Consider the following 24,153-nt stretch of genomic DNA (forward strand, 5'->3'; position numbering starts at 1 on the left):
ACATAGCCTGCGTTTACATTCCGGAAACCCAGCCATGGCCGACTTAAGAACGTTTGATTTGAATCTATTGATCGCCTTCGATCTGCTGATGAAGGAACGCAACGTGTCGAGGGCCGCGGAAAAAATGTTCATTAGCCAATCGGCAATGAGCCACGTGCTGCAACGCTTGCGGCAACAATTGGAAGACCCCTTGCTGGTGAAAACCCCGGAGGGTATGACTCCGACGCAACGCGCCCTGTCCCTGGTGGCTCCCGTAACAGCGGTACTTAAAGAGGTGGAAAGCTTGATTCGCGCGCCGGCGCCGTTCGATCCCGCCACCTGCCGGCGCGCTTTTACCATTGCGGCAACGGATTACGTGGAAGCCTTGCTCTTGCCGATACTGGCGCCGCGCATCGCCCGCCAGGCGCCCGGCGTGGATATTCATTTCAAACGTACCAGCAGCCGCTTTCCTATTAATGCCTTGGAGCAAAGCGAGATAGACCTGATACTGGGTTTTGAGGTGATGTTGAATCCACCCAAGCATCTACATTGCGAACGCCTGTTCGACGATTTCATGGTCTGCGTGGCCCGCATCGGTCACCCGCGCGTGAATACGGTATTGACGCTGGAAGACTATATCGACTTGCCGCATATTCTGCTATCCAGAACCGGGGCCGGCATGGGCCAAGTGGACGCCTGGTTGGCGGAACACGGCCGCGAGCGGCGAGTGGCGCTGACCGTGTCGCATTTTCTGTCCGCATCGTTGATCGTGGCACAAACGGACATGGTCATGGCTTTTCCCAAACGAACGGCCGAGCAATTCGTCCGGAACTTGCCATTGCAATGGGTGCCCTTGCCGCTGGATTTACCGCATTACGATACGGTCCTGGTCTGGCATCCGCTGCAAGACCAGGACCTTGCCAACCGCTGGCTAAGGGATGAAATTCGCGCCGCTTGCGCCATGCTGGACCATCATTCCCCAAACTTCGGTTCACCCAGTTCGGGAAAATAGCGGTCTTGAATGCGCCGACAATAATCGACTAAAGCGGATTGCGTTAAGGCGTAATCCTTGACGGGCGAACTGACCGGGCAGGCCAATAGATTGATCAATAAGCCGAAGGTCGAAGCATCGACGCTGCTGGGCCGGTCTCCCAACAAAAACGCCTTGCCGTGAAGCGCGGCGGCAAGAGCCGCCACATCGCGCCGACCTAATTCGAAAATGTCGGCAGCGGCTAGTCGGCCAATGCCATGGCCGCGTAGTTGTCCCCGAATCCGCCGCTTATAGATTGCGGCAACTATGTCCATCATGGGTTGGGACAAACCTTGAAAGATCGCCTGCTTATTGATCTGCCAATTCTCCGCTCCGTATTGCCAGCGGCTATACATGCACACCCAATACAAATGTTCTTCCAATAAGCGTTGCCAGGCCAGAGCTTGCGCATTTTGCTCGGCCGACAGATGCCCATCCAGGCTATCGCCGTAATGCTGTTGCAGATAGCGAATAATCATCCGGCTATCGGCAAGCTTTTGGCCGTTGTCTTCTATAAAAGGTAGTTTGCCCAATGGGGCATAAAGCGGCAGGGTTTCAGCGATCCGATACTCGATGCCGGCCATGCGCAGATAAGTTTCCAGCTTTACGCAAAACTGGCCTGGATTGGGGATGTTCCAGGCTCTGGGAAATTGATACAACGTAATCATGCGGAACTTTGTTTATGTCTCTGTACACACTGGCGACATGCTCCTGGGAATAGCTGGCCATTGCATCCTCTATAAAACAAACGGTGTCGTGATCGAATAGTACCATGCAGTGTTTGGCTGAATCTGGCTCTTGACATGCGGTTGGCCAATACGCAGAAATGGGCCAAAGATTAGCCACCATCCGGTAACACAAAGCGAATCGGTCGTGAACCGATCTTTGCACCCGTCACCTCGTCGATGGCCACCGGTTTAATTGCCTGCCCGGTTTCGGCGTCCTCGATATACACCAGTTTGCCGCCACTACGGTGTTGGCTACCCCATGCACCTATCATGATCAACACCGGCAGAAAATCGCGGCCGGCGGCCGTCAACACATACTCCTCGCGCGGCGGACGCTCCGAGTAAAGCCGCTTTTCCAAGATACCTTCCTCTGTCAGCGTCGCCAAGCGCCGGGTCAACATCGTCGGCGCGATGCCAAGACTTTTCCGAAACTGGTCGAAGCGCGTCAGGCCAAAATGCGCGTCCCGCAGAATCAATAGACTCCAGGCGTCGCCGAGAAAAGCCAGGCTGCGCGCGATAGGGCAAGGATCAGCACAAATATTTTTATCGTTCATACGTTTTTAGTAGTGACTTAATATTAAATTGATAGTAACATTGATTTCAAAATGATAGTAACACTTAAGCGATAGACAATCCACCTCACGGGAGACTTGATATGAATAATAAAGACCAAGCCGTAGCCTTGATCACCGGTGCATCCTCTGGCATTGGGTTGGTAACGGCCAAGGCCCTGCAACGCGCGGGTTACCGCGTATTCGGCACCAGCCGCAAGGCAACTGCAAGCGTCGACGGCATCACCATGCTGAGCTGCGACGTGACCAACGAAGCGTCGGTAAACGACACGGTAGCCGAGGTCTTGAAACAGGCCGGACGCATCGATCTGCTGGTCAACAATGCCGGCGTCGGCTTGCTAGGAGGCGCGGAAGAATCGTCCACCGCGCAAGCCCAGGCTTTGTTCGACGTCAACGTGTTCGGCATTACTCGCGTGACCAATGCCGTGTTGCCGGCCATGCGCAACCAAGGGAAAGGCAGAATCGTCAATATCAGCTCCGCCCTTGGTTTTATCCCAGCGCCTTACAACGCGCTGTATGCCGCGACCAAGCATGCGGTCGAAGGCTATTCCGAATCGCTGGACCACGAACTGCGCAGCTTCGGCATCCGGGTGGTATTGGTTGAACCGGGATATACCCGCACCGCGTTCGAAGCCAGCCTAACCAAGCCCGATCAACCACTGGCCGTCTACGACTCGGTGCGTGCCAGCATGGAAGTGATGATGCGGAATGGGGTGAATGCAGGCGACGCTCCGCAGGTGGTCGCCGACACGGTGTTGAAAGCCGCGACTGCCGTGGGTCCCAAAAGGCGCTATACCGCCGGAAAACAGGCAACCCAAGTGCGTTTCCTGCGCCGTTTCATGCCGGAAGCCTTGGTGGACAAGAGCTTGCGCCAGTTTAACCAGCTGCCGATAGTCTGAATGATTGGAAGATAAGCACATGATCTATTCATCTAAGAATGCCATGACAGTGGCGTATGCCGCGAGTAAGCATTTCCGGGAAGGAACGGTAGCGATATGAGTCTTGTGACCAAAACCGGCGCCGGGCTCAATGGCTTAAACCAGTTGCGCGCCCTGATGGCCTCTGAGCGTAAGCCGGGAATGTTGATGTCGCTGGATTTCGAGCTGGTGGAAGTCGATCTAGGCAAAGCCGTGTTTGCCGGCAAACCCGGCGAACATGCTTATAACCCCTTGGGCACCGTTCACGGCGGCTATGCGGCCACTTTGCTGGATTCCGCCTGCGGCTGTGCCGTTCATTCCAGATTAACCGGAAAGCAGGCCTATACCACCTTGGAATTGAAAATTGCCTATCATCAGGCCATGACCAAGCACACGGGCTTGGTAAGAGCGGAAGGTAGGGTTTTGTCGTTAGGGAAGCGAGTCGCTTTTGCCGAAGCCCGTCTGATTGATGCAGAAGACCAGCTCTATGCCTCGGCGTCATCGACATTATTGATTTTCGGGCGAGAGGCTAATTGATGGCCATTGCTTTGCCGAACCATTGCAGCGTAATTCCCGTGCAGGCGTCGATGCCAAGTTGCCGCCGACATCCTGATCAATAACAGCAGCGAATAATTATTTCGAATATCACCCAACCTTTTACCGAAGGAGGCAGCCACATGCCGAAACCAAATACGCCGTTTACACCGATTGCCCCTGACCGGCCGCAATTCCGATTCACCAACAAAGGCTGGCTACTGGCTGGGTTGTTGCCGCTTATGATGAACGTCGGCTGCAGCGGCCAGGACAAACCCACACAATCGGTTGTCCGCCCGGTGAAGGTGTTTCGCATCGAGCAAAACGCCGTCGCCGGTGCCAGAAGCTTTGCCGGGGAAGTCAGGGCCAGAATCGAGACGCCCCTATCCTTCCGGGTGGCCGGTAAACTGCTGGAGCGTAAAGTGGATGTCGGCGACCCGGTGCGCAAGGGCCAACTGCTGGCGATACTGGACGGCAACGATTACCGCCTGGCCGTGCAGGGTCTTAAGGCTCAGCTGGCTTCCTCCCAGGCCGACAGCAATTTCCTGCGCGACGATTTGGCGAGATACCGCGAATTGTTGGTCCAGCAAGTCATCAGTCAGCCTGAGTTCGAACGGCACGAAACGGCTTACACCAAGGCGCGGGAGCGGACGGCGGCGCTGGAAGCGCAATTGGCCGAGGCGAACAACCAACTGAGCTATACCGAATTGCATGCCGACCGCGACGGCGTGGTCACGGCCTTGGCTGTCGAAGCCGGCCAGGTACTGACTACCGGCCAGGCCGTGGTTACGCTGGCTCAGCTCGACGAAAAGGAAATCCACTTCGACGTGCCCGAGCATAGGCTGGCGGAAATTAAGAGCCAACAAGCCGTTGATGTCTCGTTGTGGTTAGACGACGAACGGCTGCTCAAAGCCAGAATCCGCGAAATCGCCTCGGCCGCCGATCCGGCCAGCCGTACTTACCGCGTCAAGGCCAGCTTGCTGGAAGGTCTGGACGCCGCGCAATTGGGCATGACGGCGACCGTTCATATAACGGCGAACACCGCTTCCCGCATCGCTATCCCCCTTTCCGCCGTCTATACCCCGCAAATCCAACCCGATCATCCTTTAGTCTGGTTGGTCGACGAGCAGACCGCCACCGTCAAATCCGTACCGGTTCGCTTGGGTGAAACGCAGCCCGGCGAACGCATTGCCGTCGAGGGCGTCTCCGCTGGCCAATTGCTGGTCAGCGCCGGCGTCCAACGTCTGGCCGAGGGCCAGGCCGTGCGCTTACCGGAAGAAAATACATCGGCTAAGCATGCTGCAAAAGAGGAACAGCTATGAAAGCATTCAACCTCAGCGAATGGGTGCTTAACCATCGCTCCTTCACCGGCTTCATGCTGGCATTGGTGGTGCTCGGCGGCCTGTTCGCTTATTTCAAGCTCGGCCAGCAGGAAGATCCGCCGTTCACCTTCCGTATCATGGTGGTCAAAACCCTTTACCCCGGCGCCACCGCGCTGGAAGTCGAACAGCAGTTGACCGACAGGCTGGAAAAGAAAATCCAGGAGCTGCCCGACCTGGATTATCTGCGCAGCTATTCCAAACCCGGCGAATCGGTGATTTTCATCACGCCCCGCGAGGATACGCCGCCCAAGGAGATCCCCGAGCTTTGGTATCAGGTACGCAAGAAGGTCGACGACATTCGCATGACCTTGCCGCCCGGCAGCATAGGGCCGTTTTTCAACGACGAATTCGGCGATACCTATAGCCTGATCTACGCCTTTTCCGGCGAAGGTTTTAATTATGCCGACCTGAAACTGGCGGCCGATTCGGTTCGCCAGCAGCTGTTGCGGGTCAAGGATGTCGAGAAAGTCGATCTGATCGGTGTACAGGACGAAAAGATTTTCGTCGAGTTTTCCGACAAGAAGCTGGCCGAACTGGGTCTGGAGTCGGCAGCGGTTGCCGGGGCTTTGCAGGCGCAGAACGGCATGGCGCCGGCCGGCACGGTGTTTTCCGCGCAGCGCAATCTGCCGATACGCCTGACCGGATCCTTCGATTCGGAAGATAGCGTCGCCAATATGGCGGTACGCATCGCTAATCGCACCTTCAAGGTCAAAGATTTTGCCAAGGTGACGCGCGGCTATGTCGATCCCGCCGAATTCAAGATGCGTTTCAACGGCAAACCGGCCCTCGGCCTCGGCGTGACGATGAGCAAGCAAGGCAACGTTATCGACTTGGGGAAATCCTTGGAAGACGCTTTGGCCGGCATGGCAAGCGAGTTACCGTTGGGCATGGATGTGGAGCAGGTCGCCAATCAAGCGCACGTCGTTAAAAACCAGATGGCAGAATTCGGCCAAACCTTCTTCGAAGCCTTGGCTACCGTATTGGTGGTCAGCTTCTTGAGCTTGGGCTGGCGCACCGGTTCCGTGGTGGCGCTGACCGTGCCACTGGTGCTGGCAGCCACCTTGCTGGTCATGCTGCTGTGCGGCATCGATCTGCAACGGATTTCTTTAGGGGCTTTGATTTTGGCGCTTGGCCTGCTGGTGGACGACGCGATGATTGCCGTCGAGATGATGGCCCGCAAGCTGGAAGAAGGTTGGGACCGGATGCGCGCTGCGACCTATGCGTATACTGCCACGGCCTTCCCGATGCTGACCGGTACCTTGATCACCATCGTCGGTTTCCTACCGGTGGGTTTGGCGCAATCCTCGGCCGGTGAATACACAGTGTCGATTTTTCAGGTGGTCGGCATTTCCCTGATATTGTCCTGGATCGGCGCGGTGGTGTTTACCCCCTATTTGGGTTTTTTGATACTCAAGGTGCATGCCAACGGCGACCCAGCGGCTCACGACCTGTTCGATACGCCGTTCTACAACCGGCTCCGCCGCTGGGTGGATGCTTGCGTAGTACATCGTAAGAAAGTGATTGTCGCCACGCTGGCATTGTTCGGTCTCGGTGTTGTGGCTTTAACCCACGTCCCCGAACAATTCTTCCCACTGTCCAACCGCCCGGAAGTCATCGTCGACCTGTGGCTGCCGGAGGGCAGTGCGTTCGAACAAACCGAAGCCGCCGCCAAACGCATGGAGGCTATGCTGGCCAAGGACGAGGATGTTGAACATGTTGCCAGCTATGTCGGCAGCGGCACGCCGAGGTTTTTCATGTTGATCGTGCAGCAATTGGCGAATACCAATCTGGCCGAATTAGTAGTAATGACCAAGGATAATGTGGCTCGCGAGCGCGTGATGCAGCGCGTCCGGCAGGCGTTAAGCACGGATTTCCCGAACGTGCGCGGCCGGGTGATGCGTCTGAATGTTGGGCCGCCCATGGATTATCCGGTGGTATTCCGAGTGCTCGGCGAAAACCCCAACATCGTGCGCGGCATTGCCGACCGGGTAGCTGAAGTCGTGCGTGCCAATCCCGATACCGTGGACGTCAACGACGATTGGCATGAGCGTATGCCGTCGTTCCGCTTGGTATTGGATCAGGACAAAGCCCGGGCCCTCGGCGTGTCGACCGCCAGCCTGTCACAAGCCTTGCAGGCGCATTTCGCCGGCATCCCGGTCGGGCAATTGCGCGAGCAGGATAAATTGATCGACATCGTCTGGCGGGCCAGTCCTGAGTTGCGCACCGCCGCTGACGAATTGCCAGACGTCGCGGTTCGCACCGCTAATGGCAAGTCGGTATCGCTGTCGCAGTTCGTCAAGTTCGAGACTGTATTCGAGGACGGCGTGCGTTGGCGGCGTAACCGCTTTCCGGCCATCTCGGTGCGCGCCGACGTGGCCGATGGCAAGCTGGCTCCGGACGTAGCGGCGGAAATCGTCCCGAAACTTAAACCGATACAGGATAGCCTGCCGGCCGGTTATTTCATCGAAACCGGTGGTTCTAAGGAAGATGCAGTAACCGCGCAGAAGTCGATCCTGATCTGGATTCCGTTGGTGCTGATCGTGACGCTGATCTTGTTGATGATGCAGCTGCAAAATCTGTCCAGGACGTTCATGGTGTTCAGCACCGCGCCGCTGGGCGTGATCGGCGCGGCCTTCGCCTTGCTGTTGTTCCGGGCGCCGTTCGGTTTCATGGCGCTGCTTGGCATCCTGGCGCTGGCCGGCATGATCATGCGCAACTCGGTAATTCTGGTGGATCAGATCGATCAAGACGAAAAATCGGGGCTCGACACCTGGTCGGCCATTATCGAATCGACGGTGCGGCGGTTCCGGCCGATCATGCTGACCGCCGCGGCGGCGATCCTGGCGATGATCCCATTGTCGCGCAACGATTTCTTCGGCCCGCAGGCCATTGCCATCATGGGTGGATTGACGGTGGCGACTGTGTTGACGGTGTTCTTCCTGCCGGCGTTGTATGCGGCGTGGTTCAGGGTGGAGAGTGCGAACGAAGGTCATAAAGCCCTCACCTAATGGCTTTTCATCAAGCCAACAATTCTTCCCCCTTTGAAAAAGGGGGATCGAGGGGGATTTATTAAAAAAATCTCCCCCAGCCCCTCTTTTTCAAAGAGGGGAGAAGAATAGCGGTAGGGTACGCATTGCGTACCTTTTAAAGCCTCTGCAATTGTTAAAGCCCAAGCAGGTACGCAGAGCGTACCCTACGGCGCCCAAGGAGTTTTACAATGAATAACCGATATTTAACACTTCTAGCCATTCTATCCTTGGTTAGTCTAAGCGCCTGTACGCCGACCCGCGTCGGCGACCAAGTGGCACTCAACAGCCCGGCAACCTGGCAACACGCGCCCAACACCCAAACCACTGAAACGGCAGATCTGAAAACTTGGTGGCAAGGTTTCAACGATCCCTTGCTGAATGAGTTGATAGACAAGGCCTTGGCCGCCAACCACGATCTGAAAATCGCCACCGCCCGCGTCCGTGAAGCTAATTCGATGGTGATCGTCGCCGAAGCGGCGCTGTACCCCAGTCTAGATTTCTCGCTGTCCGGCGGCAGGGAAAAACGCATCGACCGCATCGTCGGCGTACCGAGCGGGCAAGGCATCAAATTGATTACGCCGACCGCCGATGCCGTCAGCGGCGGACTGGCGGCGCGCTGGGAAATCGACGTGTTCGGCGGCCGGCATTTGGAAGCAGAAGCCGCCGCCGCGCAAGCCCAAGGCAGCCAGGAAGGCTTGCATGCGGCGCAAGTCGGTTTGCTGGCCCAGGTGGCGACCAATTATCTGGAGCTGCGCGGCGTGCAGCAACGCATCGGCATTCTGCAAAACAATATCGCCTTGCAACGCGAACGCTTACGGACTTTACAGGTATTCCTTAAAGCCGGGCTGGCTAACGAGGCGGACCTTGCCCGTCAGCAAACGCTGTTGCAGGGCACCGAAGCGACGCTGCCGGGAATGACCAATGCCGAGCAAAACTTGATCCATCGTTTGGGCGTGTTATTGGGTGAGCCGCCGGAAAGCCTCGGAAACCGCTTGGCCGTTGTTAGCCCTTTGCCGAAGCAAGCACCGGCCATCCCCAACCTGCTACCGGCCGATTTGCTCGCGCAACGGCCGGATCTGCGTTTGGCGCAAACTGAAGTCAGCGCGGCGGCGGCTAGCCTAGGTTCGGCGCGGGCCGATCTTTATCCCAAGATAGTTTTGTCGGCGAGTGGCGGTCTAGGCGCGATTGCGGTCGGCGGTTTTCCGAGCCTGGCCGATAGCATTTATGCGCTGGGTTCCGGCCTTTCCGCACCCATCTTCAATGCGGGACGCATCCGCGCCCAGATTACCGCCGCCGATGCGCGGCTGGAGCAAGTTGCGGCTAATTATGAGAAGACTTTTTTGCTGGCTTTGGAAGACGTCGAAAATGCCTTCGTCGCGCACCGTTCCGCGAACGATAGCTTAGGAAAACTGACCGAAGCGGAAGCCTCGGCGGAAAAAGCCTACCGGCTGGTCGATACCTTGTATAGTCGCGGCGCAGGGAATTATTTGGCCGTTTTGGATGCCCAACGCAGCAAGCTGGCGGTCAGCGACGAACGCGCCAAAGCCGAAACGGCGGTCGGCGTGGCGATGGTATCGTTGTACCGGGCGTTTGGTGGCGGCTGGACAGTTGATTCATCGGTGAGCGGGATCGACAATGAATCGATCGTTAGCCGCGATAAGCAATAGCAAAATCAACGAAAGTCATATCATTTTGCATACAGGAAACCACATGACGAAACCTTATCGGCAACCCTTAACCGCGTATTGTCCATGAGTAACGACCCTATTATTTCCATACGAGGGGTCAGCAAGACCTACAGCGGTGGTTTCCAGGCATTGAAAAACATCAACCTGGAAATCCGGCGCGGTGAAATATTTGCTTTGCTCGGCGCCAATGGCGCAGGCAAAACCACGTTGATCGGCGTCATTTGCGGCATCGTCAACGCTAGCGCCGGCAGCATCATCGCCGACGGCCACGACACCGTCCGAGACTACCGCGCCGTGCGCGCCGCCATCGGCTTGGTACCCCAGGAATTGCATACCGACGCCTTCGAGTCGGTGTGGGCCACGGTCAGTTTCAGTCGCGGCCTGTTCGGCAAGCCGCCCAACCCTGACTATGTGGAAAAAGTGCTGCGCGATTTATCGTTGTGGGACAAGCGCGACGCGAAAATCATGTCACTGTCCGGTGGTATGAAACGCCGGGTGCTGATCGCCAAGGCGCTGGCGCATGAGCCGACGATATTGTTTTTGGATGAACCGAGCGCCGGTGTCGATGTGGAGTTGCGCCACGACATGTGGCGGATGGTACGTGAACTGCGCGCCAACGGCACCACCATCATTCTGACTACGCATTACATCGAAGAAGCCGAAGATATGGCGGACCGCATCGGCGTCATCAATAAAGGCGAACTGATCATCGTGGAAGACAAAGCCGTGCTGATGCGCAAACTCGGCAAGAAGCAATTGACGCTGACCTTGCGCCAGCCCATGTCCGAGATTCCGTCCGAACTTGACGCCTGGGCGTTGACGCTGACAGAAGACGGCGAACGCTTGGTCTACAGCTTCGACACCCAAGAAGAGGAGACAGGTATTGCCGAGTTGCTACGCCGGCTGAGCGAACACGGGATCGATTTCAAAGACCTCAGCTCCAGCGAAAGCTCGTTGGAAGACATTTTCGTCAGCCTGGTTCACCAATCACAAGGGGCGCAATCATGAATATCTACGGCATCCGCGCCATTTACCGCTTCGAAATGGCCCGTACCTTTCGCACGCTGGCGCAAAGCATCGCCGCGCCGGTGCTGACCACCTCGCTGTACTTTATTGTCTTCGGTAAAGCCATCGGTTCACGGATGGGCGACATCGATAGCGTTAGTTACGGGGCCTTTATCATCCCCGGCCTCGTGATGCTGAATCTGCTCAACGAAAGCATCTCCAACGCTTCTTTCGGCATCTATATGCCGAAGTGGGCGGGCACGATTTACGAACTGCTGTCGGCGCCGGTGTCCTGGGTCGAAGTGCTGCTGGGTTATGTGGGGGCGGCGGCGACTAAGTCGGTGCTGCTGGGCTTGCTGATTTTGGGCACAGCTCGTTTGTTCGTGCCTTACGAGATCGCCCATCCGCTGTGGATGATCGGCTTTTTGCTGCTGACAGCGGTGACCTTCAGCCTGTTCGGCTTCATTATCGGCCTGTGGGCCGACAGTTTTCAGAAGCTGCAGGTGGTGCCGATGTTGGTGGTGACGCCGCTGACTTTTCTGGGCGGCGCGTTCTATTCGATCAATATGCTGCCGCCCTTGTGGCAGAAAGTCACCTTGTTTAATCCGGTGGTGTATTTGATCAGCGGCTTTCGCTGGAGCTTTTACGGCATGGCCGACGTGGATGTCGCGATGAGCATAGGCATGACGTTTGGCTTTCTGACCGTCTGTTTGATTTTTGTCTGGTGGGTATTTAAAACCGGGTACAAGATTAGAAATTAAGTCTGAAGCAACGTAGCTTAGTAGGGTACGCAGCGCGTACCCTTTGGCTTATCAGATAGTGCTCAGTATCTCTTCGATCAACGCCGGGCCTTTATAGATCAAGCCGCTATAAATCTGCACCAGACTGGCGCCGGCCGCGAGTTTTTCCTGGGCGTCTGTGCCGCTTAATATGCCGCCGGCCGCGATAATCGGTAGTTTGCCGTTCAATTCTGCTGCCAAGCCTTTCACCACCCGAGTCGAACTGTCTTTAACCGGCGCGCCGCTCAAGCCGCCGGCTTCGTTGGCGTGGATATGGCCCTGGATTTTATCGCGGGCGATGGTGGTGTTGGTGGCAATCACTCCGTCCATACCAAATTCCACCAGCAATGCCGCGATGTGGCGGATTTCTTCATCCGTTAAATCCGGCGCGATTTTTACCGCGATGGGCGTGTACTTGCCCTGTGCCGCTTGCAACGTCAGTTGTTCTTCCTTCAAAGCGCTGAGCAATTGCTTGATCTCGTCCCCTTGCTGCAGTTGGCGCAAATTCTTGGTGTTGGGCGAGGAAATGTTGATCGTGATATAGCTCGCCGCCGCGTAGCTTTTGCGCAAGCCAATCAAATAATCTTCAGTCGCGTTTTCCAATGGCGTATCGGCGTTCTTGCCAATATTAATGCCCAAAATGCCGCGATACCGGCAGGTGCCGACTTGTTCCAGCAAATGATCGATACCCAGGTTGTTAAAACCCATGCGGTTAATGATGGCCTGGTGTTCCGGCAGGCGGAACAGGCGCGGTTTGGGGTTGCCGGGTTGCGGGCGCGGCGTAACAGTCCCGATTTCGATAAAGCCAAAACCCAACTCGGCCAACGCATCAATGTAATCGCCGTTTTTATCCAGGCCGGCAGCCAAGCCAAGCGGGTTTTTGAAATTCAAGCCCATCACTTCGACCGGCTTGTCGCTGACTTTGGGTTTGCTCAAAACCGACAAGCCGCTGCGCTGGGCCAGTTTTAACAAATCCAGCGTGACATGATGCGCGGTTTCCGGGTCCAGGGAGAACAGTAAGGGGCGTAGCAAAGGATAAAGGTTCATGGCGCGGTTGCTCGAGTTAGCGAATACGGGGTCGGGTCTATTTCGGTGGGGCGCTGCAAAATCAGGTCCGCCAACAGCTTTGCGGAAGCCGGTCCCATCACCAAGCCGTTTCTAAAATGGCCGGCATTGATGCTGAGATTCTCAATTTCGGGATGTTGTCCAACCGTAGGTATGCCTTGCGGGCTGCCTGGGCGCAGGCCGGCCCAATGATGGCAAACGGGATAGGTTTTCAAGGTCGGCAGTAATTCGGTGGCGAATTGGTAAAGCTGTTGCTTGGCGTCTTCTGTGGTGACCTTGTGAAAGCCGGCTTGCTCCACGGTGCTGCCCGCCAGGATTTTGCCGTCACGGCGCGGGATCAAATATTGATCGCCATCCAGCACCATATAAGGCAAGGTAGTTGGCGTGGCATCGAACAGCAGCATTTGTCCTCTGACCGGCTTGATTTGCAAGTCTACCGGCCAATCCGGTAATAAATCCCGCATTAAATCGGTGGTCCAGGCGCCGGCGCTGACGATTAGGTGCTGAGCGGTGTAGGTACCGTTGTTGGTGTCAATGCGCTCAACTCGGTGGTTGGCGATGCCGATCTTGCGAATTTCGGTACTATCCAGAAATTTCGCGCCGGATTGTATTAAGTAAGCGTGGAGCGATTTTAATAATCTGGGATTGCGGGCTTGGGCAATTCCCGGCAGCCATAGCGGTTGGTCGAGATCGCTGGTAAACGGCTCGGTCAAGGCCGTTGCGGCCGGCTGGTAGTCGATGTGGTACTGCTCACACCATTGTATGGCTTGTGCGTAGTCCGGGTTTTTGCAGATCAGCATGCCGCAGTCATACCATTCAGGATCGATACCGGTCGCGGCGAGCAGTTCCCGGCTTAAGGCCGGGTATTTTTTTAAGCTGTTGACCGCCAAATCAGAGATCGCTGCGGCTTGGCGCCAGGGATAAATCGGCAGCAAAATGCCGCCGCCGGCCCATGAGGATTCCTGGCCCGGTTTGGATTTGTCGAGGATGGTGACGTCGCGGCCAGCCAGGCGCAGTTCGCGAGCGGCTAATAGGCCGCTGATACCGCCGCCGATGATCAGAATATCCAGGTGTGTGGTCATGCAAATGCCGAGGAAAACGGGTGTAAGAAGGCTTTTTTAAGGTAACACGAAGGCGGCTTATTTTGATAGGGTTTGCCGATTGTCCATGGGTGTGTGAAAAAGCAAATGGCTGTTGTTAATTTTTGACAAATATGGATTATAGTTTACAAAGTATTTGTATCTTATTGATATAAAACAAATTTTTTGAGTAAAAAAAATAGACTTAAAACTTGTAAGGCTAGTGTTTTGCTGCTATTATTGCCCACGTGAAGAAATCCTGTGTTGCTTTAAAGCTATTCAGTCTTAACAATAATTACCCTTGGGGGGAACAACAATGAGTTTTACTAAAAGCAAATTAGCGCTGGGTGTTGCCGCAGCGTCTTTAACAATGGCTGGAGCATTCATTGCCCCACAAGCCCAAGCTGCCGGTTCCAGTGCCGAGCGCGTCGCTGACGCGGCCGCCAGAAAAACCGAAGCTCTGGAAGCGCAAATGCAACAAATGGCTGAGCAAATGCAAGCCATGCAAGCTGAGTTGAGCCGCGTTAAATCATCATCCGCTAGCTCCACTGCTGCCAGTGCAAAAGTTCAAGAGCTGGATCAATGGATGGCGTCTGTTAAATCTACACCTGCTCAAGCGTCTGCAAAAGACAATTTGGTTGCGGTTCGTGGCGGTTGGACCAGTCTAGATCAAGATCGAAGCGGAAACCTCTCTGAAAAAGGTTCGTTGCTGTCCAATAACGCGAATAACGACGGCTTTTACTTTGGCGGCGCTTTTGATTTTAATGTCAACAACGACTTGTTCGGCTTAATGGATGATACGTCTTTCGCTATTGAGTTGGGTATCGAATATGCTCAATACGGTACTGGCACCAACTCAATATCTGTGCTCGCGGTTGACACTGGTAACAATAATAATGTGTCTCTAGGAAATGCTGGTTTGACTAACCGGACATCAACCGATGCTCGCCTGAGAATCAATGCTTCGCCAAAAATTAAATTCATGCACGATAGCAAATTGCGTCCATGGATCATCCCAGTCGGTTTGGATATCAACATATTGGGCGTTCCATCCAACGCGGTTTCTGTGTTGAATGCCGGTATGAACTTCGGTGCCGGTGCTGAATACGACCTCTACAGAGGTATCGTATTGGGTACTGACGTGCGTTACCACTATGCCACCAGCAGCCTCGACGGTACGCCAACCGACGGTTTGAACGCTGGCGGCTACGTAGGTTTCAAATTCTAAGTTGACGCTTAGTTAGCACGCAAAAAGGGAAGGCGTAACAGCCTTCCCTTTTTTTATGGATGAAAAATAATGAAAACCCTCTACCCGGACATTTCGCCGTTCCATACTTTTTTCCTGGAAACGGGCAGCGAACATCGCGTATACGTCGAGCAATCCGGCAATCCAGTCGGTATTCCAGCGATATTTTTGCATGGCGGTCCGTGTTCCGGTACCAAGCCGGATCATCGGCGGTTTTTCGATCCCGAGCGCTATCACATTATCCTGATGGATCAGCGCGGTTGCGGATTATCTGAGCCGTTTGGCGAATTGCAAGGCAATACCACTCAGGATTTGCTGGCGGATATGGAGCGTATCCGCACTCAATTACGTATTGATAGATGGTTGTTATTCGGCGGTTCCTGGGGCGGTACCTTGGCGTTACTTTACGCTCAGCAACATCCGGATCAAGTGTTGGCCATGGTCTTGCGCGGCGTGTTTTTGGCGAGGCAGGCCGATATGGAGTGGTTTCTGGGAAACGGCGTCAATAAAATCTACCCCGAACGCTGGCAGATATTGCTGGATGCTTTGCCCAATTTGCCGGATGCCAATGTCCTGGAGCGATTGGTGGAGGCGATTTTTGGTGCCGATCAGGATGTGGCTAAACGTGCTGCTCAACAATGGCAAGCCTGGAGCGGGCAAGTGGCGCTGGGGAATGACTATCTGGAAAGTATGGAGTCGGTTAGCGAGCAAATGCTACGGCAAGTAAAAATGGAATTGTCTTATGCCATCCATGATTATTTCATCCGCGAAAATCAAATCCTGGAAAACTGTGCGGCGTTACAGTCGATACCAACTATCATCATTCACGGCAGAAACGATTTGACCTGTCCTATAGAAGCCGGTTGGCGCCTGCATCAAGCGTTGCCGCAATCTCGTTACCTAGTGCTGCCAAATGCCGGCCACATTGCGCGGGGCGACGAAATGATCGATGCGTTAGTATCCGCGACCGATGAGATGGCCAGGCTTTTAGCGTAGACAAGGGCATTATGAGCAATAAAAAACGACTGGTCATCGGCATGACCGGCGCAACCGGGGCTATTTACGGCGTCAGGATGCTGCAAATATTGCGAGAGCAAGACGAATGGGAAACGCATCTGGTGGTATCGTCCGCCGGCTTGGTTAACCTGAAATACGAACTGGATATGGATCGGGCTGCTTTGTATGAGCTGGCGGATGTTACGCATGGCATAAACGATATTGCTTCCTGTATTGCCAGCGGCTCTTTCAAGACCGAAGGCGTGGTGATTGCGCCGTGTTCGATGAAGACGCTGGCGGCGGTAGCGCATGGGTTTGGCGATAACTTGATTTCCAGAGCGGCGGACGTGGCGTTGAAAGAGCGCCGCAAAACGGTGCTGGTGCCCCGCGAGACCCCGTTAAATTTGGCGCATATCCGCAATATGGCCAGCGTCACGGAAATGGGCGGGATTATCTATCCGCCAATGCCGGCTTTTTACAACAAGACCGATTCCGTGCGGGCAATGGTTGATGAGGGGGTGGGGCGAATTCTGGATATGTTTGGGGTTGACGCGACGGGGCTATTCAAGCCTTGGACGGGTCTGGGCGGTTAAGTTTTTATCGGTCTCGACTAAATACGGGGTTTTTGCCGGGTAAATAGTCGGTCTTCAATTGACAGGGTGCCTTATTCTGATTTAGAGTTGCCGCACTCGCGAAAAATGCCCATCGACAAAGGCTTGCGGCGCTCTCGACTTAAAGACCTGAAAATGGTGTTTGGTTGGGGGGTGGGTCTTAAAACAATAACTGTAACTATAACAATCGGAGCACATAAATATGGCAAGACCATTAATTCAAATGGCGTTGGATTCACTGGATTTCAACCAAACTGTCGAATTGGCTGATAAAGTAGCGCCTTATGTCGATATTTTTGAAATCGGCACTCCTTGCATTAAATACAACGGTATCAACCTGGTTAAAGAACTGAGACAACGTTACCCAGACAAATTGTTGTTGGTTGACCTGAAAACCATGGACGCAGGCGAATACGAAGCAGGCGCTTTCTACGCTGCAGGCGCAGACATCTGCACCGTGTTGGGCGTATCTGGTTTGGCTACTATCGCTGGCGTTATCAAAGCAGCAAAAAAACACGCTGCCGAAACCCAAATCGACTTGATCAACGTGGCTGACAAAGCCGAGTGCGCGAGAGAGTCTGTTAAATTGGGTGCGCAAATCGTCGGTATTCACACCGGTTTGGATGCACAAGCGGCAGGCCAAACCCCATTTGGCGACTTGAACGACATCGCTCGTTTGGGCTTGGGCGTACGTATTTCTGTTGCCGGCGGTATCAAACAAGCGACTGTTCAACAAGTCGTTGAAGCTGGCGCTAACATCATCGTGGTTGGTGCTGCTATCTATGGCGCACCATGCCCAGCAACAGCTGCTCGCGAAATCCGCGAACTGGTTGACGCTGCTGCTGCATAAACCAGCTTTGTCAATTCCTATTTGTTAGGAAATATAAGGACGGGTGGTTAGCGCCACTCGTCCTTTCGTTCGTTATAACCCCCAGTTTTTACCGGGCACGGCAGATCACGAGCCTGCTCGCACTACCAGATTCAAAGGAGAACCAAACATGCCTTCGCGCCGAGACTTAGCGAACGCCATCCGCGCACTTAGCATGGACGCCGTACAGAAAGCCAACTCCGGGCACCCCGGTGCCCCGATGGGGATGGCCGACATCGCAGAAGTATTGTGGAACGATTTTCTGCAACACAACCCCAGCAACCCTAAATGGCCCAACCGCGACCGCTTCATCCTGTCCAACGGTCACGGCTCCATGCTGATTTATTCCTTGCTGCACTTGGCCGGCTACAACCTGCCGATCGAAGAACTGAAACAGTTCCGCCAACTGCACTCGCAAACCCCTGGACACCCTGAATACGGTTACACCGAAGGTGTGGAAACCACCACAGGTCCCTTGGGGCAAGGCATTACCAATGCGGTAGGCTTTGCTTTGGCCGAACGTACCTTGGCCGGTCAATTCAACCGTCCGGGTCACGACATCGTCGACCACCATACCTACGTATTCCTGGGTGATGGCTGCTTGATGGAAGGTATCTCCCACGAAGCCTGCTCCCTGGCCGGCTCCATGAAACTGGGCAAACTGATCGCCTTCTACGACGACAACAACATCTCCATCGATGGCGAAGTCCGTGGCCATGGCAACGTTGCCGGCTGGTTCCTGGACGACACCCCGAAACGCTTCGAAGCCTACGGCTGGCACGTCATTCCTAAAGTGGATGGCCACAACCCTGACGCCGTCAAAGCCGCGATTGAAGAAGCTAAAAAAGTCACCGACAAGCCTTCTATCATCTGCTGCCAAACCATCATCGGTTTCGGTTCGCCGAACAAACAAGGCAAAGAAGAATGCCACGGTGCCGCTTTAGGTGAAGCTGAAATTGCCTTGACCCGCGAAAAGCTGGGCTGGCCGCACGCGCCGTTCGACATTCCTGCCGACATCAAAGCCGGTTGGGACGCCAATGCCAAAGGCGCCCAACTGGAAAGCGCCTGGAACGCCAAATTTGCTGCCTACAAAGCCGCACACCCTGAACTCGCGGCCGAATTCGAACGTCGCGTGATCAAAAACCAACTGCCTGCCGATTGGGCTGAAAAATCCAAAGCGTTTATCGCTGCGGTGGATGCCAAAGGCGAAACCATCGCCAGCCGCAAAGCCTCACAAAACACCCTGAACGGTTTTGGCCCCTTGCTGCCCGAACTGCTGGGCGGCTCTGCCGACTTGGCGGGCTCCAACCTGACCCTGTGGTCCGGCTGCAAAGACGTCAACCAACCGGGCTTCGATGGCAACTACGCCTACTACGGTGTGCGTGAATTCGGTATGTCCGCCATCATGAACGGCATCACCCTGCACGGCGGCTTCAAACCCTACGGCGCCACCTTCCTGATGTTCTCGGAATACGCCCGTAACGCCCTGCGCATGGCCGCGTTGATGAAAATCCCGACCATCTTCGTTTACACCCACGACTCCATTGGTCTGGGCGAAGACGGCCCGACCCATCAACCGGTCGAACAAACCGCCACCCTGCGCATGATTCCCAACATGCACGTCTGGCGTCCTTGCGACGCGGTCGAGTCGGCTGTTTGCTGGAAAGCCGCTATCGAACGTCAAGATGGACCGAGCACCCTGATCTTCTCTCGTCAAAACCTGCCGCACGTGCCCCGCACCGCCGCACAAATTGACGCGATCAGCAAAGGTGGCTACATCCTGAAAGACAGCGATGGCACACCGGACGCGATCATCATTGCCACCGGTTCCGAAGTGGAATTGGCGTTGAAAGCCGCTGACGCATTGAGCGCGAAAGGCAAAAAAATCCGCGTGGTGTCACTACCGTCTACCAACGTCTTCGAAGCGCAAGACCAAGCTTACAAAGACAGCGTATTGCCGCCAAGCGTGACCCAGCGCGTGGTAGTAGAAGCGGGAGTAACCGACAGCTGGTGGAAATACGCCGGCAGCGCGGGTAGAGTCGTAGGATTGGACCGTTTCGGCGAATCGGCCCCGGCAGGTCAGCTCTTCAAAGAGTTCGGCTTTACCGTGGACAATGTCGTCGCTAATGTGGAAGCTGTGCTTTAATAGGCGCTAAGTGAAAGGCCTGTCGGTGACGAGTTTGCCGGCAGGCCCGTCTTTAATCAATAGAGTAAGGTGGAATCATGATAAACACGCAATTGATTAAGAAGTTTTTAACGGGCTTGCTGTTTGCTGCATCGGCTGCTGTCAGTGCCCAGGAATATCCTGCCGCGGATTTTCAACCTAAGGTTCTCTACAGAGATCCTGCTATTGCGGAGGTAGCCAAGGCCAGTTCTCCGGTCGCCGCTACCAGTAATGCTAGTGCGCCTTGCGCCGAAGCAAAGCAGGAGCCGACCTCAGAAGTTGATGCCAAGTACCCGGCAGCCAGTTTTCAGCCTAAAGTATTATTCAGCGCGGCGGGTTCCTAGTATTTTTAGGCTATACCGTGAATTTGATGAACTCGTCGTCTAGACACATAACAATTATTACATTCAGGAGTATTCTCAAATGGCAACAAACAGTTTGATGAATAGCTTATTCGGCTTTTTGTTCGACAATTCGAGCAGTAGTGATAGTCGGTCGGAAGCTTATTCTCGTGTCGACAGCGAAGACGCGCAATTGACCGGTGTAGCCCGTTATCTGCAAAAACTTGAGCCGCCAAAGCCGGAGCTCGACGAAAACGGTCAGCCGTTGACCGGGGTGGCGAAATATCTAGCCTTGCAAGCGCAATTGGAAAAAGCCCGGCAAGCCGTCGAAGAGGCGGCTGTCGTGGATCCGGTTGTCGAGGAAACAGTAGAAGAAGAAATTGAAGAAGTTGCCGAAGTAGTAGAAGAGCTTGTTGAAGAGGTGACCGAAAGCGTGCCGGTTGCGACGGGTGTCGATAAATATCTGACGCAACAAGCGGAAAATCCGGTTACTCGAGTTGCCAAATACCTGATCAAGCAGTCGATTTTGTCTAAAGAAGCGCCGGTGACTGGGGTTTCTAAATACATTACCAAAAATGATCGCGAAGACCATGCGGTGACCAATGTTGCTAAATACGTCATTCGGCAAAATATGCAGAGCGGTTCGACGCCATCGGTTACCGGCGTTGCCAAGTATGTGTTGAAACAAGATGTCTTGGCAAAAGACGCGCCAATCGCAACTGGTGTGAGCAAATACGTCACCAAGCAAGCTTTGTTGGCGAAAGATGCGCCACTAGTAACCGGTGTGGCTAAGTATGTCGCTCAACAGGAGCGCTTATTGAAAGAGCAGGCACCTTTGACCGGCGTTGCTAAATTTTTGGCGGAGCAGGCGGCGGCGGATAGAAAAGCGGCTGCTGCGGCTTTGATTGCCCGATATGTTGCAGCGGAAGCGCTAGCGCAACAGGAAAAAGCGGAGGCTCAGTTGAATCAAGAACAAAATGCTCAGCAAGAATTGGCCGAGGAATTGGCATTTGAGGGTTCCGCTGTAGAGCGTTATCTTGCTAGGCAGGCTGCGTCTGCCCAGCAAGCGCCAAAGCCAACCGGTGTTGCCAAATATTTGGCGAAACAGTTGCAATTGCAAAGCCAGGCAGAGCCTTTAACCGGGGTTGCCCGTTACCTTGCCAAGCAAGCAATATTGACCAGACAACTGCCGCCGCCTACTGGTGTCAGCAAGTATTTAGCCAAGCAAATATTGGCGCAAAAACCGGTTGCTGAATTGAGTTCGGTTAGCCGGTATGTCACTAAACATGAGTTGTTGGATAAAGATTCGAAAGAACTCACTGGTGTAGCCAGATACATGTCTAAACAAGATGCATTAGCAAAGGATGCTCCTGGCGTGTCGGGTGTGGCGCGTTACATGGCAAAGCAAGCCTTGCAGTCCAAGGATGAGGTCGTCGCTAGAACTACTGGGGTAGAGAAATACTTACGTAAACAGGCTTAGTGCCTGCCTGAAGAAGCCGGCACTTCCTTTTGGAAGTGCCGGTTTTTTTATGCCTGCTGGTTTTAGTGTGTCGATGGGAGCCGGCAAACCATGGATTTATACGGCTTTACCGAATCTGTATTATCATGACTACCCACATTCAAATTTTTTGCAGGGATCTTGATGTCTCGTTTATTGGGTTTTAGCTTGATGCTGTTTTTGCCGATCGTTGCTTTTGCCGCAGGCCCTGATGCCAACGAATTGGCGCCAGTTCCGGAACCGCCTGATTTACCGGCTCCGGTGCAGTCAGGGGAAGAGATGGAGCCCGACATTACCATTATTCGTAAAGGCAAAGACACTATCCAGGAGTTTCGCCGCAACGGCAAACTATACATGGTGAAAATTCAGCCCCAGGTTGGCCCTGCTTACTACATGCTGGATACCAACGGCGACGAGCAGATGGATGTAAAAAAAAATGATTTGGACGAAAACACCAATATCAACAAGTGGACGTTGTTCGAGTGGGATTTCAATTGAGCTTATTGAATGTATCCTCCCAATATGACGCCCTAAGATTACTCGGCAATTTTTAGCAGCCAGCCGCCGTCGGCATCGCATTTACTGACTTTTGCTTTGGCTTTCACCGAGATTCTGACGACCGTGTTTTTAAGGTCGTCAGGCAGTTTACCTTTCACCAAATAGAACGTGTCCTTGTCTTCAATTTGAACCGCGACAGGTTGCTGTTTAATGCTGACATGAATGTGGCCCGGCCCATTGCTGCCGGAAACCGCAAACGAAAACTCCGAACCCGGTTTGACTGTGGCTAAATGTTCCGGCGTGTAGCGGCTAATTTTAGCGTTGATGCAGCCGCTGCCCTCTGCGCCGCCGCTGGTTCCGCCGTGACCGCCATGGCTGGGTGTGGATTGCGACCAAGCAGAATTGCCGAAACCGATAGTCAGCAATGCGATGGCAAAAAGACGTGCGTGCATGGGTGTTCCTCATGTTCTTGTTTTCGAATGGTGGCGATTATATGTTTTAAGCCTGCAAGTTTGAAGCACAAGCTATAAAGGGTCTGACGGTATTGATTTGATCTTTCTGCCGGGATTGGTTTACATTGCGTTACGGTTTGGTTTGCATATTAACAACAATAAAATGGGGGAGAAGATGTTATTTCTGGCTAAGTTATGCGGTATTTTGACCTTGGTTTGGTTTTATATGGCGGCGAAAAATCATGGCGGCCCGTTAATTAATTGGTCTGTGATCGGTCTGATAGGGTATTGGCTGACTTGGTGGTTATCTAAAATGCTGATTGTGGTGCCATTGGCCGGCATGGTAACCAAGCATTCGGTGACTGAGTTTTTACTTACCCAATTACCCGTATTCGTCGCATTGGCAGCTTGCTATCTGATTAGAAAAAAATTGATCGCCAGTTTGCCGGCCGCTGGGCAATAAATGCCCAAAAATGTGCTGATAACCGGTGCGGCAAGACGCATTGGTGCGGCGTGTGCCCGCTTACTGCACGGTGAGGGTTGTAATGTGATTTTGCATTACAACCGCTCCGATGCAGACGCTTTAGGTTTAGCTGCCGAGTTGAATGCCGTGCGAGCCGAATCGGCACGGGTATTAAGCGGCGATTTATCGGTGTTTAGCAGCATCCAGAAGTTGGCCGAAAATGCAGTAGCTCAGTGGGATGGTGTCGATGTTTTGGTGAATAATGCGTCCTTGTTTCAATCCGTGCCTTTTGGGCAAGTCACGGAACAGGACTGGGATTTGGCCATGGCTAGTAATCTGAAAGCGCCGTTTTTTTTGTCGCAAGCGTTGTGGTCGTCACTAAAAGTTAAACACGGCTGTGTAGTCAATATCGCCGATATTCACGCCGAGACAGGTTTGCCGGGCTTTCCGGTTTACAGCATGGCTAAGGCCGGCTTGGTGGCGATGACGCGGATATTGGCCAGGGAAATGGCGCCGGAAGTCCGCGTTAACGCGGTGGCTCCGGGCGCTATTTTATGGCCGGAGAAAGATGTAGATGAAGCGGAGCGGGTGGAAATCTTAAAAAAAGTGGCCTTGCAGCGTCGCGGCGAAGCAGACGATATTGCCAAAGCAGTAAGGTTTTTGGTTGGCAGCGCCGATTATATTACCGGCCAAGTACTGACGGTAGATGGTGGACGGACACTGTTTCGCTGAAGTTTACAGAGCGTTATTTCTCAAGTTTGGTTTGGCGTAAATCGCGTTTGTCGAAATCGTGCCACAGGTCTTTGTAACAACGCTTGCTTATCGGGTGAGTGGCGTTTGGCGCAATTTCCGCTAAAGGCTCCAGTACGAAGGCATAATGTTCTATTTCATCGCGCGGAATTTGCAGTCTGCCGTCACTGATGATTTGGTCGCCGTATAAAATCAAGTCCAAATCCAGAGTTCGGGCCGAGAATTTTTGACTTTCCCTGCTACGGCCGTGGTCCAGTTCGATTTGCTTCAGCAATTTGGCGACTTCTTTCGCGGATAATGCCGATTCGAATTGCACGACGAGGTTATGAAAGCTGTCGCCGACAAAGCCTACCGGCTCGCTTTCGAAGATACTGGAAATGGTCAGCTCCCCGAACAATTCGCGTAGCGTGAGCAGGCTGGCTGGAATGTGAATTTCCTTATCTATATTGCTGCCGATGCTGATATATCCGGTAGGCATG

The 24,153-nt window shown here is 54.0% G+C and carries 24 protein-coding genes; 18 read left to right on the top strand and 6 right to left on the bottom strand.

From position 1 onward, the window contains the following. Window positions 1–34: 34 nt before the first annotated feature. Complete coding sequence (locus tag QLH52_RS16645) at window positions 35–991, top strand: LysR family transcriptional regulator (protein ID WP_101053253.1); 957 nt, start codon at window positions 35–37, stop codon at window positions 989–991. Here the strand turns inward: QLH52_RS16645 and QLH52_RS16650 are convergent. Continuing rightward, entirely contained in the window at window positions 952–1,677 is a 726-nt protein-coding gene (locus QLH52_RS16650) for a glutathione S-transferase family protein (protein WP_101053251.1), read from the bottom strand. The two genes, QLH52_RS16645 and QLH52_RS16650, sit on opposite strands and share 40 nt — an antisense overlap. A gap of 170 nt (window positions 1,678–1,847) precedes the next feature. Continuing rightward, complete coding sequence (locus QLH52_RS16655; RefSeq protein ID WP_101053249.1) at window positions 1,848–2,291, bottom strand: winged helix-turn-helix transcriptional regulator; 444 nt, start codon at window positions 2,289–2,291, stop codon at window positions 1,848–1,850. Window positions 2,292–2,392: 101 nt separating this feature from the next. Between QLH52_RS16655 and QLH52_RS16660 the strand changes: the two genes are divergently transcribed. From QLH52_RS16660 to QLH52_RS16690, 7 genes are all read left to right on the top strand, one after another. Then, window positions 2,393–3,208, top strand: a complete 816-nt coding sequence (locus tag QLH52_RS16660) for an oxidoreductase (protein ID WP_319962300.1) — start codon at window positions 2,393–2,395, stop codon at window positions 3,206–3,208. A gap of 96 nt (window positions 3,209–3,304) precedes the next feature. Continuing rightward, window positions 3,305–3,763, top strand: a complete 459-nt coding sequence (locus QLH52_RS16665) for a PaaI family thioesterase (protein ID WP_319962301.1) — start codon at window positions 3,305–3,307, stop codon at window positions 3,761–3,763. 140 nt (window positions 3,764–3,903) lie between these two features. Then, on the top strand, window positions 3,904–5,082 hold the full coding sequence (locus tag QLH52_RS16670; protein ID WP_319962302.1) for an efflux RND transporter periplasmic adaptor subunit: 1,179 nt from the start codon (window positions 3,904–3,906) through the stop codon (window positions 5,080–5,082). Further along, window positions 5,079–8,150: an efflux RND transporter permease subunit gene (locus tag QLH52_RS16675; protein ID WP_319962303.1), complete on the top strand. Its 3,072-nt coding sequence runs from the start codon at window positions 5,079–5,081 to the stop codon at window positions 8,148–8,150. The genes QLH52_RS16670 and QLH52_RS16675 overlap by 4 nt, the downstream gene beginning before the upstream one ends. Before the next feature lie 209 nt (window positions 8,151–8,359). Then, window positions 8,360–9,838, top strand: a complete 1,479-nt coding sequence (locus QLH52_RS16680) for a TolC family protein (RefSeq protein ID WP_319962304.1) — start codon at window positions 8,360–8,362, stop codon at window positions 9,836–9,838. A gap of 84 nt (window positions 9,839–9,922) precedes the next feature. Further along, window positions 9,923–10,867, top strand: coding sequence for an ABC transporter ATP-binding protein (locus QLH52_RS16685; RefSeq protein ID WP_319962305.1), 945 nt, complete (start codon window positions 9,923–9,925; stop codon window positions 10,865–10,867). Next, window positions 10,864–11,625 carry an ABC transporter permease gene (locus QLH52_RS16690; RefSeq protein ID WP_205451514.1) on the top strand — a complete coding sequence of 254 codons (762 nt, stop codon included), beginning with the start codon at window positions 10,864–10,866 and terminating at the stop codon, window positions 11,623–11,625. Before QLH52_RS16685 ends, QLH52_RS16690 begins: the two co-directional genes overlap by 4 nt. Window positions 11,626–11,676: 51 nt before the next feature. Here QLH52_RS16690 and QLH52_RS16695 read toward each other — a convergent pair whose 3' ends face one another. Further along, entirely contained in the window at window positions 11,677–12,690 is a 1,014-nt protein-coding gene (locus QLH52_RS16695) for a quinone-dependent dihydroorotate dehydrogenase (RefSeq protein WP_319962307.1), read from the bottom strand. Then, window positions 12,687–13,790: an NAD(P)/FAD-dependent oxidoreductase gene (locus QLH52_RS16700; protein WP_101053234.1), complete on the bottom strand. Its 1,104-nt coding sequence runs from the start codon at window positions 13,788–13,790 to the stop codon at window positions 12,687–12,689. Before QLH52_RS16700 ends, QLH52_RS16695 begins: the two co-directional genes overlap by 4 nt. 313 nt (window positions 13,791–14,103) lie before the next feature. On the opposite strand from QLH52_RS16700, the gene QLH52_RS16705 reads away from it, so the two are divergent. The 8 genes from QLH52_RS16705 to QLH52_RS16740 all read left to right on the top strand — a co-directional run bounded on the left by QLH52_RS16705 (window position 14,104) and on the right by QLH52_RS16740 (window position 22,009). After that, entirely contained in the window at window positions 14,104–15,015 is a 912-nt protein-coding gene (locus tag QLH52_RS16705) for a hypothetical protein (RefSeq protein WP_319962308.1), read from the top strand. A gap of 69 nt (window positions 15,016–15,084) precedes the next feature. Further along, on the top strand, window positions 15,085–16,029 hold the full coding sequence (pip, locus tag QLH52_RS16710) for a prolyl aminopeptidase (RefSeq protein ID WP_319962309.1): 945 nt from the start codon (window positions 15,085–15,087) through the stop codon (window positions 16,027–16,029). A gap of 11 nt (window positions 16,030–16,040) precedes the next feature. Continuing rightward, the gene (locus QLH52_RS16715; RefSeq protein WP_171697371.1) at window positions 16,041–16,622 is read left to right on the top strand and encodes a UbiX family flavin prenyltransferase; all 582 of its coding nucleotides are present in this window, start codon (window positions 16,041–16,043) and stop codon (window positions 16,620–16,622) included. A 220-nt stretch (window positions 16,623–16,842) separates the two neighbouring features. Continuing rightward, window positions 16,843–17,490: a 3-hexulose-6-phosphate synthase gene (gene hxlA, locus QLH52_RS16720; protein ID WP_033159367.1), complete on the top strand. Its 648-nt coding sequence runs from the start codon at window positions 16,843–16,845 to the stop codon at window positions 17,488–17,490. A 148-nt stretch (window positions 17,491–17,638) separates the two neighbouring features. Next, a complete protein-coding gene (gene tkt / locus QLH52_RS16725; RefSeq protein WP_319962271.1) occupies window positions 17,639–19,654 on the top strand; it encodes a transketolase in 2,016 nt (671 codons plus the stop codon). Between the two features lie 77 nt (window positions 19,655–19,731). Further along, entirely contained in the window at window positions 19,732–20,016 is a 285-nt protein-coding gene (locus QLH52_RS16730) for a hypothetical protein (protein ID WP_101054514.1), read from the top strand. Between the two features lie 79 nt (window positions 20,017–20,095). Further along, window positions 20,096–21,493: a hypothetical protein gene (locus tag QLH52_RS16735; protein WP_101054511.1), complete on the top strand. Its 1,398-nt coding sequence runs from the start codon at window positions 20,096–20,098 to the stop codon at window positions 21,491–21,493. Window positions 21,494–21,655: 162 nt separating this feature from the next. After that, window positions 21,656–22,009, top strand: coding sequence for a DUF2782 domain-containing protein (locus QLH52_RS16740; protein WP_033157684.1), 354 nt, complete (start codon window positions 21,656–21,658; stop codon window positions 22,007–22,009). A gap of 38 nt (window positions 22,010–22,047) precedes the next feature. Here QLH52_RS16740 and QLH52_RS16745 read toward each other — a convergent pair whose 3' ends face one another. Continuing rightward, complete coding sequence (locus tag QLH52_RS16745) at window positions 22,048–22,461, bottom strand: hypothetical protein (RefSeq protein ID WP_101054507.1); 414 nt, start codon at window positions 22,459–22,461, stop codon at window positions 22,048–22,050. 175 nt (window positions 22,462–22,636) lie between these two features. On the opposite strand from QLH52_RS16745, the gene QLH52_RS16750 reads away from it, so the two are divergent. Together QLH52_RS16750 and QLH52_RS16755 are read left to right on the top strand one after the other, a co-directional pair. Beyond that, window positions 22,637–22,924, top strand: a complete 288-nt coding sequence (locus tag QLH52_RS16750) for a hypothetical protein (RefSeq protein WP_033157686.1) — start codon at window positions 22,637–22,639, stop codon at window positions 22,922–22,924. Further along, on the top strand, window positions 22,925–23,656 hold the full coding sequence (locus QLH52_RS16755; protein WP_205451505.1) for a pteridine reductase: 732 nt from the start codon (window positions 22,925–22,927) through the stop codon (window positions 23,654–23,656). A gap of 13 nt (window positions 23,657–23,669) precedes the next feature. Here the strand turns inward: QLH52_RS16755 and folK are convergent, their stop codons facing one another. Beyond that, window positions 23,670–24,152, bottom strand: coding sequence for a 2-amino-4-hydroxy-6-hydroxymethyldihydropteridine diphosphokinase (gene folK, locus QLH52_RS16760; RefSeq protein ID WP_101054502.1), 483 nt, complete (start codon window positions 24,150–24,152; stop codon window positions 23,670–23,672). Between the last annotated feature and the right edge of the window lies 1 nt (window position 24,153).

The sequence above is a fragment of the Methylomonas defluvii genome, from assembly GCF_033949435.1.
GTDB lineage: Bacteria > Pseudomonadota > Gammaproteobacteria > Methylococcales > Methylomonadaceae > Methylomonas > Methylomonas defluvii.